Here is a 16,761-nt window from a genome sequence, read left to right as displayed (position 1 = left end):
GCGGTACGGGTTGCGATGCGCCGAAAGCGGTTCGGCGGCTACCGCAGGGGCTCGATCGAGACGATGTTTTTGATCGGGAGCACCCAGCGCGTGCCTTCCGGCACAGTGAACGAGGCGTACACGCTTTCGGCCAGCACGCAGTAGTCGTCGATGTCGAGGATGCGAACCGTGTCCTTGCTGCCCGTGGTGAACGTCATCTTGACGCAGGAGCCCACCGCGTCGCGCAGGCTGTCGGTGGAGGTGCTCTTCGGCGAGCCGACGCTGCGGGCGAGGCTCCGGATCTTTCCGTACATGCAGAACAGCGCGACAACGATCAGGAAAAGCCAGAGATTCGTCCAACTACTCGCATCCATCGAACGCACCTCCTTTCTGCTTTTGGGGCTCTTCGGCGCTCGGGGGCGCAACGATTTGGAATCCGGCAACCGAACCCATGTCGACGAGCTCGACTGCGCGGCCCTTGCGGGGGCGCTCGTACTCGACGCGCACCCAATCGGTATCCGCTTCGAGCACCCGCACGACGCCGTCGAAGCCGGCGCTCGCCATCAGCAAGCCGGAGGTGAGCGCTATTCGGCACTGCGAGCCCTCGAGCGATTTCAGCACGTGGGTGTCGATCCCGCCATCGTCTTTGCTGCCCGCGGCGACCGTCACGTCGATCTCGTCGTCGACCAGATCGTCGAGGCTGATGCGGTAGAGGGCTGCGAGCTCTATCGCCTTGCCTATGTCGGGTGCGCTCGACCCGCTTTCCCAGTTCGAGATGGTTTGCCGCGAAACCGAAAGCGCGTTCGCCACATCCTGCTGGCTCATCCCGCTTTTCCTGCGCAGCTTCATGAGCTTCTCGCCTACCATGCGTGCGGTCCTTTCTCGCTGTTTCGTGCTGCCCCCATTATTCCAGACGCGCTTGCGCCCTCCCGGCAAATATCGTTGGAATCTTGTCCAATTCTCTTTCCATCGGGCGAATCGAGCCGTGCCGGGCCGCTCTGCGCGCATGGTATACTCGCTGGCGCATGCAGATGCAGATGCGGGTGCGAAGGCGGCAGCGAGGAGTCGTATGGATCACGGGTTTTTACCGGTAAGCCACCGCGATATGCTCGATCGCGGATGGGACGCGGTCGATTTCGTGTACGTGTCGGGCGATGCGTACGTCGACCATCCCTCGTTCGGCAGCGCCATCATTACGCGGCTGCTCGAGGCCAACGGCTACAGAGTCGGTTTCATCGCGCAGCCCGACTGGACCGATGAGCAGAGCATCGCCGTGTTCGGCGAGCCGCGCCTCGGGTTCCTCGTTTCGGCGGGCAACATGGACTCCATGGTGAACCATTACACGGTGGCCAAGAAGAAGCGCAAGCGCGATGCGTACACGCCGGGTGGGCAGGCGGGCAAGCGACCGAACCATGCGGCGGTGGTGTACAGCAACCTGATCCGCCGCACGTACAAGAAGACGCCCATCATCCTCGGCGGCATCGAGGCGAGCCTGCGCAGGCTCGCGCATTACGACTACTGGTCCGACAAGCTCAAACGCTCGATCCTGCTCGACTCGGGCGCCGATCTGGTCTCGTACGGCATGGGGGAGCATTCCATCATCGAGATAGCCGACGCGCTTGCAAGCGGCCTTTCCATCGGCGACATCACCTATATCGACGGCACGGTGTATCGCGCCTCGTCGCTCGCGCACGTCTACGATGCCGAAATGCTGCCATCGTTTCTTGAGATGCAGGCCGACAAGCTCGCCTACGCGAGAAGCTTCGCCGTTCAGTACCGCAACAGCGATCCGTTTACGGGCAAGCGCCTCGTCGAGCCGTATTCCGATCACGAGTTTGTAGTGCAGAACCCGCCCGCGAGCCCGCTTACCCAAGAGGAGCTCGATGCGGTGTACCGCCTGCCGTATGCGCGCACGTACCATCCGATGTACGAGAAGGACGGCGGTGTTCCCGCGATCACCGAGGTGAAGTTCAGCCTTTCGAGCAACCGCGGGTGCTTCGGTGAGTGCTCGTTTTGCGCGCTCACCTTCCATCAGGGCCGCATCGTGCAGGCGCGCAGCCACGAATCGCTGCTGGACGAAGCGAAGCTCATCTGCGAAGACCCCGACTTCAAGGGCTACATCCACGATGTGGGCGGGCCGACGGCGAACTTCCGCGCTCCCGCGTGCGCCAAACAGCTCAAGAAAGGCGCGTGCCCGAACAAGCGCTGCCTGTTTCCCGAGCCGTGCAAGCAGCTCGACGCCGATCACGGGGATTACCTCGACCTCTTGGACAAGCTGCGCAAGCTGCCGGGCGTGAAGAAGGTGTTCGTGCGTTCGGGCATCCGCTTCGACTACGTGCTGGCCGATGCCGAGCACGGCGGCGATTTCGTCCGCAAACTCGCCGAGCACCACGTGAGCGGGCAGCTGCGTGTGGCCCCCGAACACGTATCCGATGCAGTGCTCTCGGTGATGGGCAAGCCGGAACACCGCGTGTACGAGCGGTTCGTCCGCGAATTCGACGCCGTCAACAAAAAGCTCGGCAAGAAGCAGTTCGCCGTTCCCTACCTCATGTCGTCGCATCCGGGCTCGACCCTCGCCGAGGCGATCGAGCTCGCCGAGTATTGCCGCGATCTGGGCTACATGCCCGAACAGGTGCAGGATTTCTACCCGACACCCTCCACGATGTCGACCTGCATGTACTACACGGGCGTCGATCCGCGCACTATGGAGCCGGTCTTCGTGCCGAGAAGCCCGCACGAGAAGGCGCTGCAGCGCGCGCTCATCCAGTACCGCGACCCGAAGAACTACGAGCTGGTGCTCGAGGCGCTGCGACGCGCGGGCCGCATGGATCTGTTCGGGTACGGACCGAAGTGCCTCATCCGCCCGAGGAAGAAGAAAAAAGGTCTATAATTACCCGCTGTACGGCAAGCGTACCGCGTCCCCCGCGCCGCACGGCTATGCAGCGGGGGAGACGCGAGCAAGTCCGGATCATCGTTGCCTGCGGCTGCGAGCTGCGACAGCGGAAAGGGGACGGTATGGCAGTACTTGTATGTATAGGTGCGATCATCGTTGTGCTTGTGGTCGTGCTGGTCGTAAACGCAGTGCGGCTCAAGCCGACACCGGTTGCCGATCCGCTGCCGCAGAGCTCGGCGGCGGGCGACGACGCAGCGGTCGAGCGGTTCCAGGAGATGCTCCGCATCCCCACGGTATGGGGTGCCGAGAACCCCGAAACCGACCATGAGCCGTTCGATCGATTCGTTCCACGCATGCGCGAGCTGTATCCGCTCGTGTTCGAAAACCTCGAGCTCACGCTTGTGGAAACGTACGGGATCATGCTCAAATGGACAGGGGCGAATCCCGCTCTCGATCCGGTCGTTCTCATGGCGCATCACGACGTCGTCTCGGCCAACCCCGTCGAGTGGACGCACGATCCGTTTGCGGCCGAAATCGAGGACGGCAAGATCTGGGCGCGCGGCGCGGTCGATACCAAATGCATTCTGGCGGCGCTCTTCGAGGCGACCGAAACCCTGCTCGCGGAAGGCTATGTGCCTCCGCGCGACATCTACCTCTGCTCGTCGAACTGCGAGGAGGACAACGGGAGCACCGCCCCCGCCATGGTCGAGCTCTTCAAGGAGCGCGGCATCGAGCCCTACCTCGTCCTCGACGAGGGGGGCGCTGTCATCGACAACCCGCCGCTCGGCGTGACGCGACCCTTCGCGGCCATCGGCGTGACCGAGAAGGGGCTGTTCAGCGCGTTTCTCACCGTCGATTCACAAGGCGGGCACGCCTCGACGCCCTCGCTTGAGGACGCCACGGCGAAGCTCGTCTCGGGCCTCGATGCGCTCCAGAAGAATCCTGCGCCCGCAAAGCTTTCGGCGCCCATCGAAGCCATGCTCAAGGAGCTCGCCTCCTACGGCGGCTTCGGCCTTCGGCTCGTGTTCGGCAACCTCTGGCTGTTCCGTCCGCTCGTGCTCAAGATCATGAAGGGCGATCACGAGACGGCGGCCATGGTGCGCACCACCTACGCCATCACCGAGCTCGAGGGGTCTCCCGCGGCGAACATCATCCCGAAGCAGGCGAGGGGCACGGTGAATGTGCGTATCGATCCGTCCGAGACGATCGACATCGCGCTTGGGCGCATCAAGGAGCGCTTCGACGATCAGACCGATTACGAGCTGCGGTTCGCCATCGACCCGTCGCCCATCTCGCCGTTCGACGATGCGGCGTTCGACTACCTGCGCGCGGTTACGCACAGCATCTATCCCGATGCGGGCATTGCGCCCTACGTGCAATCGTCCTCGAGCGACGCGCGCCACTGGCATCGCATCTGCCCGCGCACCTACCGGTTCGCAGGCTTTCTGTTCAAGGGAGATCAGCGCGCCCGCATCCACGGGCAGGACGAGAACCTCGATGTGGACGCCTACAAGCAGGGTATCGGTTTCTATCTCGAACTGATCCGCAACCTCGACCGATTGGGAAAGTGAGGCATCATGGCCGATACGACGACGGCTCAACACGACGGGCCGCAGGGCGCAGGAGCCTTGCTGGGCGAGGAAGCCTCCCGACCCGCAGAGGCGGCTCAAGGCGGGCGACCCCCGCAGGGCGGCAGGAAAGAAGGCGGTTTCTTCTACGGATGGTGGATCGTGATCGGCGGCCTTCTGATCATGGCCACATGCTATACGATCTTCGTGAACTGCATCCCCCTGTTCCAGTCGCACATGGTTGCCGACCTCGGCATATCGGTGGGGCAGTTCAACACGGGCGTATCCATCTGCACGGTGGTCGCCGTGTTCGCCTCGCTTGTAATCGGGCGGCTTACCGACAAGTGTTCGGCGCGGGTGCTTGCGGCGGTCACGATTCTCACGAGCTCGATCGTGCTTGTTCTGTTCTCGTTCATCACGGAGCTGTGGCAGCTCTACGCGCTCTGCGTTATCGCAGGCATGGTGGTGGTTGCGGGAACGCGCCTGCTCGTATCGGTGGTCATCGCGAACTGGTTCACGCTCAAGCGCGGCCTCGCCGTGTCCATCGCGCTCGCCGGTTCGGGCCTGGGCGGCGTGGTGCTCTCGCCCGTGACGAGCGCGATGATCGAGGGCTACGGGTGGCGCCCGGCGTTTCTGCTGCTTGCGGTGACGTGTCTCGTGGTCGCGCTGCCTCTCTCGGTGGCGACGTTCCGCAGCCGTCCAAGCGATAAGGGCCTCGAGCCCTACGGCGCCGGGCAGGTCGAGCAAACGAAATCCGACCGCTCTCCCGACGTGCCGGTAACCGTGTCGATCGGCTGGAAGCACCTGCGCAAGAGCGCCGGATTCTGGCTGCTCATCATCGGGTTCGTGATGATGGGAATCACGAACGGCGCCATCATCACCAACTCCATCTCCAACATGACGTCGGTTACGCTCGACGGCGTCGAGGTGGTCACGGGCGGGCACTCGACGCTCTGGGCGGGCACCGTGTGGTCGTTCTACCTGGCGGTGGTCATCTTCGCGAAGGTGGCGCTCGGTGCGATCTACGACCGCTGGGGCATGAAGACCGGTACCATTCTCGGCACCGCGACCTCGGTGCTCGCGGGTATCGCGCTGTGCTTCCCGGCAACCGATTGGGGCCCGATCCTCGCATGCCTGTTCTTCGGGTTCGCCACCTGCATGGGCACGGTGGCGCCGCCGATCATGGTGGTGAAGGAGTACGGCAAGAAGGATCTCGGAACCGTGACGGGCATCGTGACCGCGTTCGAGATGTTCGGCGCGGCCGTGGGCTCGGTTGTTTCGGGCATCATGTTCGACGCGTACTTCTCGTTCGTTCCCGTGTGGATCATGGTCATCATTGCGTCGGTGGTGATGGGCGTCACGCTTCTGGCCTCCATCCCCGCAGCCCGCAAGCTCGTCGAGCGCCGCCGTGCCGAAGGTGCGAGCGAGCTCGATGCGGAAGGCTTCGAGATCGATGCGATGGGTGTGCGCATAGGGGCGTAAGGGCGGAGAGCCGCCACGTGAGCCGCTGCGCGAGCCGCCTTTGACCCGGGCGGCTCGCATGCGTTCGGGCGCGCTTTTTGCGGGCCCTGCGGTAACGCCTGCATAACGCGGTTGGAACAGCTTGACCTAAAAACGCAGATCACAGCTCCGTATAAGTAAACCGAACCATACAATGACTTCATCGGTAGGCAAAACATGCTTCGAAGGAGTCGTATGAAACGGGTAATCGTGATCGGTGCCGGGGTGGCGGGATTGGCTGCCGCCATCCGGCTGCAGCACGCCGGATACGAGGTCGAGCTCTACGAGAAAGAACCTCGCGTCGGCGGAAAGATGAACCAGATACAGGGTGGCGGTTACACCTTCGATGTCGGGCCGACCATCGTCATGATGCCCTCTTTGTACCGCGAGGTCTTCGAGCTTGCGGGACGCGACCCCGACGACTACATTCCCATGGAGAAGATCGAGCCGATGCTCGAGATCAGCTTCTCGCCCGAGGATCGCCTGGCGCTTTCGAACGATCTTTCGGAGCTTACCGCGGCCGTCGAAGCGGTCAGCGAAGAGGACGCGCAGGGGTACTTCGAGTATCTCGCCACGCTCTACAAGCGCTACCTCATCGCGAAGAACAGCTTCCTGCAGCGCTCGTTTCGGGGTCCGGCCGATTTCTACAACCCGAAAAGCCTGGCCGCGGGCTTTCGGCTCCATACGCTCGGCGATGCGTACTCGTCGGTGTCGAAGTACGTGCGCGACGACCGGCTGCGCAAGGCGCTCGCGTTTCAGACCCTCTACATCGGCATTTCCCCTTACGAGGGACCCTCGCTCTACATGATCATCCCCATGATCGAGCTTTTGTACGGCGTCTGGTTCATCAAGGGCGGCATGTACACGATGGCCGATGTTCTGGGCAGGCTCTTCACCGAGCTGGGCGGCACGCTGCACCTGTCGGAGCCGGTCGAGCGCATCGCCGTACGGGGCGGGCGGGCGCGTGGGGTTGTAGTCGGCGATGAGGTGCGCGAGGCGGATTACGTAGTGTGCGATGCCGATTTCCCGTATGCCGTGAAGAACCTCGTGCAGGATGGCCGGGCGCGCGGGAAGTATACGCCGGAGAAGGTCGACGCGATGGACTACTCGTGCTCGTGCTTCATCTTGTACCTGGGACTCGACAAGCGCTATCCGCAGAGCGCCGTTCATTCCATCAGGTTTGCAGCCGATTTCAAGAAGAACATCGCCGACCTGTTCGACGAGGCGCGGTTTCCCGAAGACCCCTCGTTCTACCTGTACGCTCCCTCCGAGCTCGATCCCTCGCTTGCACCCGAAGGCTGCCAGACGCTCTACGTGCTCGTTCCCGTCCCGCCGATTTCCGAGACGTCGCCCTCGTGGACACCCGACGCGACGGCGCGGTACCGCGAGCGGGTGCTCGACCTCATCGAACGGGAAACCTCCTACCGCGACATTCGCGACCATATCGCGTTCGAGAAGGCCTATACGCCGGTCGATTTCTCCGAGCGGTTCAACGCGTACAACGGCGCGACGTTCGGGTTGCGTCCGACGCTCATGCAGAGCAACTACTACCGGCCGCACAACAAGGCGGCCGACTGCGAGAGCCTGTACTTTTGTGGAAGCAGCACCCATCCGGGTGCCGGAGTGCCCATCGTGCTCATGAGCGCGAAGCTGGCGGTTGAGGAGTTGATGCGCGATGACCGTGCAAACTGAGCTGTTCGAAAAACGTGCTGACGATTTCGCGTGGTGCGAGGAGGTCATCAAGCGCAATTCCAAAAGCTTCTACCGCGCGTTCTCTTTGCTGCCCGCTTGCAAGCGCGCGAGCGTGTACGCGCTCTACGCGTTCTGCCGCGCGGCCGACGATTCGGTCGATCGGGACAAGAGCGCCGAGGCGCTCGACCGGCTCGAGGGCGATCTCGCCGACTTCTTCGCGGGGCGCGTTCCCGATCAGCCGCTCTGGCGGGCGATGGGGGTTGTGCTCGAGAGCTTCTCGATCGACGAGCGGCCTTTCTTCGACATGATCGAGGGACAGCGGCGCGATCTTGCGTTCGAGCAGCCGAAAACGCTTGCCGATCTCGAGGAGTACGCCTATTACGTTGCCGGCTCGGTGGGCCTCATGCTGCTGCCGATCCTGCATGCCCGCGCAAGCGTGCCCGAGGAGCTGAAGCAGAGCGGGATCGATCTGGGCATCGCCATGCAGATTACGAACATCCTGCGGGATGTGGGGGAGGATTTGGACAACGGGCGCGTGTACCTGCCGGTCGAATCGATGCGTGCGGCGCACTACTCGCGAAGGGATCTCAAGCGGCGCCTTGTCGACGAATCGTTCGTGGACCTGTGGGAGTCGCTCGCCGAACGCGCCGAGGTGCTCTACCTGCCCATGCAGTTCGATGCGGCGCTGCTCGACGAGGACAGCCGGTTCGCAACGATCTCGTCGCTGTTTCTGTACCGCGGCATCCTCGATCAGGTGCGCGAGGGAGGCTACCGGTGCCTTACCTCGCGCAGTGTCGTGAGTCAGGACCAGGCGAGAAAGCTCATTGCCGAGGCGGAGGCGCTTCTTCGCGCGGAGCGCCCGCTCGTGTTCGCGGAAGTGCGGTGATCGGCATGGCGGGAAGCATTGCGGGAAACATCGCGGGCATCGTGGTGTCGGTTCTCTTCATCGGGCTTGTGCTCGGTGCCTCGGAGCTTCTGTCGCGCAGGGGCGTATCGTCCGAGGGAACGCGCAAAGTCGTGCACATAGCGCTTGGCGGCTGGTGGATCATCGCGATGCTGTTCTTCGATTCGCCGCTCTGGGCTGCCGCGCTTCCCCTCGCGTTCGTCTTCGTGAACGGCTACGCGTATCGCCAGGCGAAGCTCTCGTTCATGGCGAGGGAGGAGCACGACACGCCGGGTACGGTGTACTATGCGGTGTCGCTGACGGTGCTCTCGCTGTTCTCGTTTGGCATCGACGCGCCGTACGTGGGCGCGCTCGGCGTGTTTTCCATGGCGTTCGGCGACGGGTTCGCGGCCGTGATCGGCAAGCGGTTCGGCGTGCGGAAGCTTCCCGTCGTGCGGGACAAGTCGCTTGTTGGAAGCGCGACCATGCTCGGGGTGAGCTTCGCTGCCTGTGCGGCCGTGCTCGGGGCGGCCGGTGTTTCGCTCGCGCTGCCCATAGCGGCGCTCCTTGCGGTCGCGGCGACCGTGATCGAGGCGTTCTCGACCGACGGGCTCGACAACCTCTGGGTTCCCTTGGGCGTTTCGGCTCTGTACGTCGTGCTGTTTTTGCCTGCAGCGCCGTATGCGCCGGTGCTGCTCGGCATGCTCTTGAGCGGTGCTGTGGTAATGGCCTCGCTCAGGCTGGGGCTGTTGACGGTGAGCGGCGGCATGGGCGCGCTCGTGGTGGGAGCGCTTGCGTTCGCCATCGGGGGATGGCCCCTGTGGCTTCTGCTTATGTGGTTCTTCGGCAGTTCGAACATCGCCTCGAGGATCATGGCCAAGCGCACCGGCAAGGCGGCAAAGAAGGCGCACGAAACGCGCACGCTCAAGCAGGTGCTTGCGAACAGCGTGCCGTTTCTCGCGTGCGCCGTAGCCTACGTGGCGACAGGCGACTCGCGGTTCCTCATCGTGTCGGCGGCGGCCCTTGCCGCAAGCACGGCTGACACATGGGCATCGGAGATCGGGGTGTTCAGCAGAAAGCCCCCGATCAACATTCTTACCGGCACGAGAATGCAGCGCGGGCTCTCGGGCGGCGTGAGCCCGCTCGGCCTTGGAGCCACCGCGATCGGATCGACGACGTCCGCGTTTCTGGCGATGCTCTTGTTCCATGCGTTCGGCTACGCCGTGCCGACGGGTCCCGACGCTTTCTTCTTCATCATCGCATGCGGCATCCTGGGTTCGCTCGTCGACAGCGTGCTCGGGTCGCTCCTGCAGGCGAAATACCGCGGACCCGCCGAAGGCGAGCAAACCCTCGGCAGGCCGTGGGATGGGCGGACGGAAGGTTCGTCGGAGCTCGTCGAGAAGCTGCCGCGCGAAGGCGGTGCGGGCTACGCGCTCGTGTCGGGCTACGCCTGGGTCACTAACGACGCGGTCAACTTCCTGAGCGGGGCGATCGTAGTGGCGCTCGGGCTGATTGTGCTGGTCGGCTCGGGCGGCTAGCTGGAGGTCGCGCGCTGGTTCGGCGCTCAGCTCGAGCCGTTAGCGAGCGGTTGCATGCGGATCGTGCGATCGGCTAGGGAACCGTGCGCGGCTGGCCGACCGGCAGGAGCGCCGAGCCTGACCTGCTCGCCTGGTAAGTGCTACCGGGCGAGCAGGTGCGCCTCGAGTGCGTCGAGTGCGCGGTTCATCTTACCGGCGACGTTCTGGAAGTGGGTGCCCGCCGTCTGCTCGAAATCGACTACGGCTCCCTTTGCGTGCAGAACGTCGGCGACGGCGAACGTACGCTCCTGGACGACGCGCATGCGCTTGTTCTTCGTGATGTGCTCCTTGTCGCCTAGGGAGAGGTAGACGTAGGGGCCCGCGGGGCGGACGCGCGCGTTTTCGAGGTAGGGGAGCAGGTCGTCGTACCAAAGCGATCCCGATATGCTCGCCACCGCGACGAAGCGGTCGGTCCTCGTGAGAGCGTAGACGGCGAACAGCCCGGCGAGCGAATAGCCGGCGAGCGCTCGAGCTGCGGGTTGGACGCCGTGCTCTTGCTCGATAGCGGGAATCGCTTCGTCGACGAGCTTGCGAAGGAACGCGTCGGCGTTGCCGCCGAAATCTCCCTGCGCTCGCTTGAAGACTTTCCTGGCAGGCCATGGAGTAAGGTCGTCGTCCCAGTTGCTGTTCGGGATGCGGACGACCGTTGCGGCGCGATCGGTGGCTTCGGCATCGCGTTCGGCGCCTGCGGCGGTTTCCCGCTCGCTCGGCGAATCGATGAGGTAGATGCAGGGGGCTGATCTTCCCCCGGTGCCGAGACGGATGTCGTAGTGCATGGGTTTCTCCTTGGTCTGATGAGGCCCCTTTTGCTATTGTAGCTCCAAGTGAAGCGATTCGGCTCGCCAAGGCGAGGTCGGCGAGGCTGCGTCGGTCAGCCTTGCGGACTCGTTGGCTTGCGGGATTTACGGGGACTGCGAGACCCGTGGGGCCAGCGGGGCCAGTGGGACCAGTGGGATTCGTGAAACCTGCGAGACCCGTGGGACCAGTGGGTTTTACGGAACCTGCGGGTCTTGTGGGCTTGGGGAATCCGCCGCGTCCCTCGGTGTTCACGGGAGGATGTCGGCCGACTGGCCGTATGCGCTACACCCTCGGGTATGTAAGGTCTTTTAGTTCAAAAAAGTATCGCTCCGGTACAAAAAAGTGCGTTTGTGCGGCCTCGCAGAGCCGATTACGACCAGCAGGCGGTTCGGTGCGGCGCAGTTTGCTGCGTCGGACTAGAGTTTTCGCAGGTGGCGGTATTGGCAATGCACTTAACGGCTTCGGATTGGCCTTTGCGGGCGGCACAAACGAAAAAACGTGCACCGAACCCCTGCTTTTTCGTGCGCAATCTTTTTTTCGTGTCGTTTTGCGCATCGCACGCCCTCGCTCCAGCGCATGCAAAGGGGCCGCCCGTTTCTGAACGGACGGCCCCGGTTTGGTGTTTGTGCAACGGGCTCGCAGGTGCGGCTTCGGGAATGATTCCGCGTGCGGCTCGCCTGCTTGTGCGCCGAAAGGGCTCTACGCGACTTTCGGGGCGTCTTCTGCGCGGGCCATGGCTTTCTCGTAATCCTTGGTGCCGACGAAGATCTCGTTGGTGTAGGGATTGCGCTTGAGCTTCTTCGAGCGGTAGATCACGTAACCGATCGCAGCCACGTTGGCGAGCAGCGATATGATCGAGATGGTGAGATTGACGTTGGGGTTGTTCACCGACTGCACGGCGAACACGCTGGAGTCGAGGAACATCGGGAAGCACTGGGCGAACATGCACCAGATGGCAAGCGTGAACGCGCGGTTCTGGATCCAGCCGCCCTTGTTCCACAGGAATGCGGCGATGGTGGGCGCGAGCAGAAGCGCAAGGCCGCAGTAGAAGGAATGGGTGGGCAGGCAATTGTAGGTGTAGCAGAAGTTCCAGATGTCGTAGGAGATGATGAACACCCACGTCATGTCGGGCCAGAGCATGTCCTGCTTCTTCTTGGACACGTAGATGCCGAACCAGCCGGTCATGACGAAGATGTTGATGAGTCCTGCAATGCCGTTGAACACGTTGTGCCAGCCGCCGTACAGCGTGACGCCTTCAGAGGATACCCAGGTGGTGCCGAACGCGCGCACGGCCGATTCGAAATCGCTTACCACGGCAATGAGGATGTTGATGGCCACGATAACGAACGGGAAGCACTTGAACCAGTGCGATTTGCCGATCTTTCCCCACTTGTACTTGAGGGCCATGAAGCCGATGCAGCCGATGGTCGCGGCGTAGAGTTTCGCGTAGTGGAACCAGCTGTTCATGTACAGGTGCGTGGGATTGTTGAGCGCCCATTCGGCTCCCGACGCTGCGCTTACGGTGATTGCGATGAAGTAGACCGTGAGCCCTGCGGGAAGCACGATGAAGCAGAAGATGCCGCCTGCCCTCGTTCGCCGCGCGAACTCGTTGATGAGGATCAGGCTGATGAGTACGACGGCCCACCCGATCCACTGGTAGATGGCGTTTTCGCCGTAGACTTGGAATAGCATTGGCTGTACCCCTTTCGTTCCTTGGTTTGAGCGCACACTGCCAAGCGTCCCCTCGGACGTTCTCTTGATCAGGCATTTTGCGCGCCCGGTTCTCTTCTCTGTTTTCGGCTAGTCTGTGCGCTTCCTGCTGGTGCTCTCGTGCGGTTTATGCTCAGGGCCGTCGTGCGGCCCGGTTCCCCTATCCATGTGCAGCGTTTGGGCGATGAGGTCTTTGAGCACCTCGTCATCGACTTCCGGATGGCGGCGCACGAAGCCCACGATGCCGATGATCAGCACGTAGAATGTCTCGTACACGTGATCGATTTTGATCTCGTGCAGCGTTTCGTAATCGCGCACGGTGGTTTCGACGATGTAGGTTGCGGTGCGGTCGGCCACGCGGTTGAGGAACTCGAGGTAGAGCGCCGAGTTCTCCCGCGAGGCGAGGGCGCGCCTGAACGAATCGTTCTCGAAGACGCCGAGGCGCAGTATCCTCACCACGCTTTCGAGCGCGTGCTCGATGTTCCCCCGCTGCCGCTCGGCGTTCCAGTGGTGCAGTGCTTCGAGGTAATCGCCGATGTAATCGTCGAGCACCGCCGAGGTGACGGCTTCCTTGTCGGGGAAGTAGTGGTAGAACAGCGTTCTCGTGACGCCGACGCGGTTCGTGATGTCCTGCACCGATGTGCGGGAGAGACCCTGCTCCTCGAAGAGCTGGCGGGCCGCTTCGACGATGCTTGCGCGTCGTGCCTCATGCAGGCTGCTTTCGCTGTCCATCGGTCTCACCCCGCTCATCTTGTTCGGCTGTCCTTCGGTGAGCGCAGAATACGCTCTTGGTTGACGGATCGTCAATAGACACTTTCGACGATCCGTCAATGACTTTCGCTTGCGAGCATGATAGCATGGGCGCCATAAAAGTTCATTGCTGAAATAAAAACTATACTGCAATGAAGAAATAAAGGGGAAAGGATGCGGAATGGGGAATTCTGAGGAGGCATCAGCGAAGCGGGGAAGGAAGCGCTGGCCCATCGTCGTCGGCGTCGTTGCAGTTGCGATCGTGGCGGCGGGTGCGGGATTCGCCGTCTGGCACGAACAGCCCGGCTTCTGCAATGCGATCTGCCACAATCCGATGGACAACTACGTTGAGGGCTACTACGGCGACGAAACGCTCATGGTCAACTCCCATGCGCGCGAGGACGTGACGTGTCTCGAATGCCATGAGCCCAAGATGGACGAGCAGATTGCCGAGGGCCTCGCGTGGGCGTCGGGCAACTTCGCGACCGACGATGCGGGCAACATCGTGCGCACGGGCGTGACGGCCGACGAGAAGATGTGCACCCGAGCGGGGTGCCACGATTTCGATGAAGTCGTGGCTGCAACTGCCGACTGGGCGGGGGAAGCGGGCGTGAACCCCCATTCGTCGCATCAGGGCGTCGCCATCGACTGCAGCAACTGCCACGGCGCCCACAGCCAATCGTACATGTACTGCAACACCTGCCACGACTACGAAGTCCCCGAGGGCTGGGCGAGTCCCGCTGCGGGGCACTGAGCCGCAACGGGGCGTCGAGCTGCAGCGGAACGCTGGGCCGCTTCTGGGCGTCGAGCTGCAGCGGATGCTCGGTGCGAACCGCAGCGCTGTGCGCGCGACCGGTCGGCTGCTGATCGAGGCGCCGCCCGGCGCTGCGGATGCGGGCAACGGGAGTTGCCAGGTGATGGAACCACGAGGAGGAACACCTGATGAAAAGAACGACGATACTGGCGTGCGGTGCCGTGCTGACGCTCGGGCTGTCGGGCTGCGGGGCGACGTTTGAGGGCTCGGGGTCGAAGGACGCCGCAAGCGCCGAGCAGCTGGCGATGCGCGCCGACGACCCATGGGCTCGGGAGGTGGCGGCGAATCCGTCTGCGAAGGCGGCGGGAAACCTGCATGACGGCGTGTACGTGGGAACCGGCAAGGGCATGGAGGGCCTGATCACCGTGTCGCTCTTGGTGGACGACGGCCGCATTGCCTGCTTGGAGATCACCCAGGAGGGCGAAAGCCAGAGCAGGGGAGGCTTCGAGGCGATTCGCGACGGCAGGTTCGCAGCCATGATCGACGCCGCGCAGGGCTCCGACATCGATGCGATCTCGGGAGCCACCATCACGACGGCGGGGGTGCGCCAAGCCATCGACGACGCGCTTGCGCAGGCCGAGACCGGCATTGCCGTGACGAGCGCGGCGGAGGCTTCGGCTGACAAAGGGGCTTCGCCGAAAGCGACCGCATCGGACGGCAAAGCGGTCGCAGGCGAAGCGGACGCGGTCGAATCAGGGGAGCAGACGAACGGCATAGAGGGGAGCGACCGATGAGCGCGAGCAAGCACGGGGCGGGCAACCTTTCCCGCCGCGACTTTTTGACGACGGCGGCTGCCGTTGTGGGAGGTACGGCGGCAGCGGGCGTGATGGCCGGGGCGGTTCCCGTGCCGGTGGCCTACGGCATGGAAGAGGGCGTGATCGGCGACTGGTCCGCCGACGGCTCGCGGGACGCCTCGGTGCCCGCCAGCAGCCAGACGAACGCCTCCGGTGCCGACGGCACGTACCGCGAGCACAACGGCGCCGCCTTCCCGGCCGACGACGCGACCCCGATCCCGCCGCGCGCGGTGCCTGCGGCATGGGATTACGAATGCGAGATCTGCGTGGTTGGCGCGGGCGGCGGCGGCTTGAACGCGGCGGCGCGCGCAGCCGAGCTCGGCGCGCAGACCATCTGCGTCGAGGCGATGGGATTGCACGGCGGCAACGCGCAGGAGGCGGGCATGTGCGCTATCCTCGGCGGCTCCAAGCTGCAGGAATCCAAGCGGTTCGCCTTCCCGAGCTATCCGTTCGACGCCCGGGCGCTGGCCGACTGGGCCATCGACGAGTACCACTATGCCGCCGACCCGCATCTCATCTACCGCATCGCGGAGGCAGGCGGCGCGTGCATCGACTGGATGGGCGATTGCGGCGTGCGGTGGCGCCTCGGCGAAGTGCCCGTGTACGTGGCACCGAAGAACTCAACGCTCGACCATCACGTGCTCAAGATGAAGGATGCCACCGATGCCATGTTCAGCTTCGGTCAGAAACACGGCGTCGAATACCATTTCCAGAGTCCGGCCGAGGCGCTCGTGCAGGATGGCGACGGCCGTATCGTGGGCGTTGTGTGCCGCGAGGATTACAAGCGCGAGGTGTACATCCACGCCACGCAGGCCGTCATCCTCACGGCGGGCGGCTTCTGCAACAACAAGGCGCTCCTGAAAGAGTATATTCCCACCGCTGCGATGGGTTGCGCTTCGAGCTATCTGACGGCGGGCGAGACCGGCGAGTGCTTCCGCATGGGGCTCGGGGTGGATGCCGACGTGTCGGGGTTCAACAGCTCGGCATCGTTTGACGGCGGCGTCGATTGGGAGGCGGAGGGCGGGCAGTGGGCGCGGTTCCTCTACGACGGCATGACGCAGCTGTCGCGCCAGCCGTGGTTCACGATCGACCGCTGCGGCAACCGCCTGCGCTACATGGACAGCCGGGTGCACGAGGACGGCGCGAACGCCATCTACGCGCTCGGCGATCTGGCGACCATCCAGATGACGCCTCCGGGGCACCGCTCCTACATCGTGTTCGACGCGAACTACGAGGACCATCTGGCGGGATTCGCCCAAGAACACTGCCGCAAGCTCATCACGCCCGATCTGGAGCAGATCGAGAAGGTGCCCGAGCACTACCGCGACTGGCACCACGGCGTGCAGGACGCCATCGACGCCGACGTGCTCAAGAAACGCGACACGCTCGAGGAGCTCGAACGGGACCTCGGGTTCGCCGAAGGCGTGCTCGTCGAGGCCGTGAACAGGTGGAACGAAACGTGCGAGAGGGGCGAGGACGACTACATGTACCCCATGCCCGCCGAGTGGCTCCACGCCATATCGACGCCTCCGTTCTACGGGTGCCGCATCGGCGGCAACCTGTACGGCACGAAAGCGGGCCTGCTCATCAACGACGAGATGCAGGTGATCTCGACCAGCGGGAAGGCGATTCCCGGCCTGTACGCCGGCTGGCACACGGCGGGCGGTGCGTGCGGCGAGAACAGCTACATCGGCGATCCGATCTTGGGTTCGCTTTTGGGAGATGTGAGCCTGGCGTTTTGCGGGGGCTATCTGTGCGGAACGTATGCGGTGCAAAACGAACGGGAGAATGCGTAAGCGCAAG

The 16,761-nt window shown here is 63.5% G+C and carries 14 protein-coding genes; 9 read left to right on the top strand and 5 right to left on the bottom strand.

Annotation, left to right across the window (positions count from 1 at the left end; genetic code table 11):
- Positions 1-38: 38 nt before the first annotated feature.
- Positions 39-353 carry a hypothetical protein gene (locus tag MWL89_RS12135; protein WP_102377478.1) on the bottom strand — a complete coding sequence of 105 codons (315 nt, stop codon included), beginning with the start codon at positions 351-353 and terminating at the stop codon, positions 39-41.
- Positions 340-846, bottom strand: a complete 507-nt coding sequence (locus MWL89_RS12130) for a helix-turn-helix transcriptional regulator (RefSeq protein WP_244386284.1) — start codon at positions 844-846, stop codon at positions 340-342. The genes MWL89_RS12135 and MWL89_RS12130 overlap by 14 nt, the downstream gene beginning before the upstream one ends.
- A 202-nt stretch (positions 847-1,048) precedes the next feature.
- Between MWL89_RS12130 and MWL89_RS12125 the strand changes: the two genes are divergently transcribed.
- From MWL89_RS12125 to MWL89_RS12100, 6 genes are all read left to right on the top strand, one after another.
- On the top strand, positions 1,049-2,869 hold the full coding sequence (locus MWL89_RS12125; RefSeq protein WP_244386283.1) for a YgiQ family radical SAM protein: 1,821 nt from the start codon (positions 1,049-1,051) through the stop codon (positions 2,867-2,869).
- A 125-nt stretch (positions 2,870-2,994) separates the two neighbouring features.
- Positions 2,995-4,443, top strand: coding sequence for a M20/M25/M40 family metallo-hydrolase (locus MWL89_RS12120; protein WP_244386282.1), 1,449 nt, complete (start codon positions 2,995-2,997; stop codon positions 4,441-4,443).
- Positions 4,444-4,449: 6 nt separating this feature from the next.
- Positions 4,450-5,922 carry an MFS transporter gene (locus MWL89_RS12115; protein ID WP_244386281.1) on the top strand — a complete coding sequence of 491 codons (1,473 nt, stop codon included), beginning with the start codon at positions 4,450-4,452 and terminating at the stop codon, positions 5,920-5,922.
- Positions 5,923-6,135: 213 nt separating this feature from the next.
- Entirely contained in the window at positions 6,136-7,632 is a 1,497-nt protein-coding gene (locus MWL89_RS12110; protein WP_244386280.1) for a phytoene desaturase family protein, read from the top strand.
- Entirely contained in the window at positions 7,616-8,518 is a 903-nt protein-coding gene (locus MWL89_RS12105; protein ID WP_244386279.1) for a phytoene/squalene synthase family protein, read from the top strand. Before MWL89_RS12110 ends, MWL89_RS12105 begins: the two co-directional genes overlap by 17 nt.
- 5 nt (positions 8,519-8,523) lie before the next feature.
- A complete protein-coding gene (locus tag MWL89_RS12100; RefSeq protein ID WP_244386278.1) occupies positions 8,524-10,053 on the top strand; it encodes a DUF92 domain-containing protein in 1,530 nt (509 codons plus the stop codon).
- 140 nt (positions 10,054-10,193) lie between these two features.
- Here MWL89_RS12100 and MWL89_RS12095 read toward each other — a convergent pair whose 3' ends face one another.
- The 3 genes from MWL89_RS12095 to MWL89_RS12085 all read right to left on the bottom strand — a co-directional run bounded on the left by MWL89_RS12095 (position 10,194) and on the right by MWL89_RS12085 (position 13,350).
- Positions 10,194-10,868: an alpha/beta hydrolase gene (locus tag MWL89_RS12095; protein WP_102377485.1), complete on the bottom strand. Its 675-nt coding sequence runs from the start codon at positions 10,866-10,868 to the stop codon at positions 10,194-10,196.
- 721 nt (positions 10,869-11,589) lie between these two features.
- Positions 11,590-12,582: a DUF5692 family protein gene (locus MWL89_RS12090; protein WP_102377487.1), complete on the bottom strand. Its 993-nt coding sequence runs from the start codon at positions 12,580-12,582 to the stop codon at positions 11,590-11,592.
- 108 nt (positions 12,583-12,690) lie between these two features.
- On the bottom strand, positions 12,691-13,350 hold the full coding sequence (locus MWL89_RS12085) for a TetR/AcrR family transcriptional regulator (protein ID WP_244386277.1): 660 nt from the start codon (positions 13,348-13,350) through the stop codon (positions 12,691-12,693).
- A 181-nt stretch (positions 13,351-13,531) separates the two neighbouring features.
- Here MWL89_RS12085 and MWL89_RS12080 point away from each other — a divergent pair, with 181 nt between their 5' ends.
- The 3 genes from MWL89_RS12080 to MWL89_RS12070 all read left to right on the top strand — a co-directional run bounded on the left by MWL89_RS12080 (position 13,532) and on the right by MWL89_RS12070 (position 16,754).
- Positions 13,532-14,104, top strand: coding sequence for a cytochrome c3 family protein (locus MWL89_RS12080; RefSeq protein WP_102377489.1), 573 nt, complete (start codon positions 13,532-13,534; stop codon positions 14,102-14,104).
- A 188-nt stretch (positions 14,105-14,292) separates the two neighbouring features.
- Entirely contained in the window at positions 14,293-14,898 is a 606-nt protein-coding gene (locus MWL89_RS12075) for an FMN-binding protein (RefSeq protein ID WP_244386275.1), read from the top strand.
- Positions 14,895-16,754, top strand: a complete 1,860-nt coding sequence (locus MWL89_RS12070; protein ID WP_244386273.1) for an FAD-binding protein — start codon at positions 14,895-14,897, stop codon at positions 16,752-16,754. The genes MWL89_RS12075 and MWL89_RS12070 overlap by 4 nt, the downstream gene beginning before the upstream one ends.
- Positions 16,755-16,761 lie beyond the last annotated feature (7 nt).

It is taken from the genome of Raoultibacter timonensis (assembly GCF_022845715.1).
Taxonomy (GTDB): domain Bacteria; phylum Actinomycetota; class Coriobacteriia; order Coriobacteriales; family Eggerthellaceae; genus Raoultibacter; species Raoultibacter timonensis.
Note: the sequence above shows the minus strand (reverse complement) of the source record. Positions and strands in the feature narration are given on the sequence as shown.